Source organism: Patescibacteria group bacterium (assembly GCA_038063375.1).
Lineage (GTDB): Bacteria > Patescibacteriota > Minisyncoccia > Phycocordibacterales > JANLHH01 > JANLHH01.
In genome coordinates this window covers 30,260-32,206 of sequence record JBBTVG010000031.1, presented here as the reverse complement: position 1 = coordinate 32,206, position 1,947 = coordinate 30,260, and the positions used below count along the sequence as shown (strand labels likewise).

Sequence of the window (1,947 nt, the reverse complement as noted above, 5' to 3'; positions counted from 1 at the left end):
CGAGCGCGTAATCAAGCATTCTTTTTTCCATGTCCGCACGCAAGATCTTAATGCGCACTTTGTCACCTAAGGTGTACTTTTTTCCTGACCTGACCCCTTTAAGAGAGTATGTTTTTTCGTCAAGCGTGTAATAGTCATTCGCCATGTTTTTGACGTGGACCAGTCCTTCGGCGCGCGATTCTTTTTCCTCCACATACAACCCCCATTTAGTGACACCCGAAATAACTCCGTCAAATGTTTGGCCCACTTTATCTTTCATATACTCCACTTGCTTGTATTTGATGGAACCGCGCTCCGCTTCAGCGGCGGTTTGCTCGCGCTCGGAAGAGTAGCGTGAAGCGGCTTCGTATTGTTGCAACGCTTCTTTCGGCACCTTCTTTCCTTCCAAATATGTCGCGAGCAGGCGATGCACCATCGTGTCAGGATAGCGGCGAATAGGGGAGGTGAAATGCGTATAGTGTTCAAACGAAAGCCCGAAATGTCCGATGTTTTTTGTTGCGTACACCGCTTTTGCCATAGTGCGGATAGTGGCGGTTTGTATCATACCTTCCTCCTCGGTTCCCTTGATATCGGTGAGGAGCTTGTTGATGTCTCTTGAGGTGACGCCTTTTGGGCCTATCTTCAATTCGTACCCGATAGTTTTCAAAAATGCGGCGAGTTCTTTGACTTTATCCGCGTCCGGGAGATCGTGGACGCGATAGATGAATGTCTGCTCGACGTTCTTGTCTTTTTTGGACATAAATTCAGCAACACGCCTGTTTGCCAGAAGCATGAAATCTTCAATGAGCTTATTGGTATCAATGCGCGCTTTTACATGCACGGCGATCGGTCTCGCGAATTCATCAAGTTCAAATCGCACTTCATCCTTCTCAAAAGCGATGGCGCCCTTCTCAAAGCGCGCTTTTTGAAGGAGTTTTGCCATCACGTTCAATTGTTCCAGTTCGGCGTGGTAGGGTCCCTCTTTTTTATCCAGTACTTCCTGCGCCTCTTCATACGAGAAGCGTTTATCGGAATGGATCACGGTACGTCCAAACCACTCACTCACGATATCTATTTTGTTGTTCCGGAGCGCTTCTTTGGAAAAGACGAAGATCGCGGAAAAGGTCAGCTTGTCCTCTCTCGGATTTAAACTGCACACGTCATTGGAGAGCACTTCCGGCAACATGGGAATGGTGCGATCTACGAGATATATGGAAGTAGCGCGCTCGGCCGCTTCCGCGTCAATTTTAGTTCCCGGCCGTACGTAGTGGCTTACGTCGGCAATATGGATACCGACTTCAATATCGCCGTTTTGCAATTCTCGATAGGAGAGTGCGTCGTCAAAATCTTTTGCGTCAACGGGGTCAATGGTAAACGTGGTCACTGTGCGCATGTCGCGCCGCTTCGCTATTTCTTCTTCGCTTACGTGGCGGTCAATACGTTTCGCTTCTTCTTCCACCGCTATAGGGAATTCGGAAGAGAGTCCTTTTTCAAGGACGATTGCCCGCATCTCCACATCATTGCCCCCTTTTGTGCCGAGTATGGAGAGAATGGTACCTAACGGATTCATCTTTGGGTCGTTCCATGTTGTGATCTTTACGTATATTTTTTCATTGAGCCCTACGCGCTGTGCTTCATCTGACGGGATGATGATGTTGGCATACATCTTAGGATCATCGGGCACGAGAAAAGATATACCGTCTTCTTGTTTGATGGTTCCTACGAATTTAAATTTATAGCGGAAGAGGATTTCAGCAACTTCCCCGCTTTGGCGCTTTCCTGGCACTTGAGGCAGGAGAAGTACGCGCACGCGGTCTCTATGGAGCGCCATGTTGAGATCTGTCGGGTTAATTTCAATACCGTCGGCAAATCCTTCCGCTTCCACATATCCCATGCCCTTGCCGCCGATACGCAGGGTTCCTTCAATATAGTGCATGTTTTTCTCAGTCATTAGAGTGGAGTATAGCA

Annotated in this window: 1 protein-coding gene; it reads right to left on the bottom strand. The window is 48.2% G+C overall.

Going from position 1 to position 1,947, the window contains the following annotated elements:
• On the bottom strand, window positions 1-1,930 hold a 1,930-nt coding region (rnr, locus tag AAB523_03405; protein ID MEK7556301.1), incomplete at its 3' end, for a ribonuclease R.
• Between the last annotated feature and the right edge of the window lie 17 nt (window positions 1,931-1,947).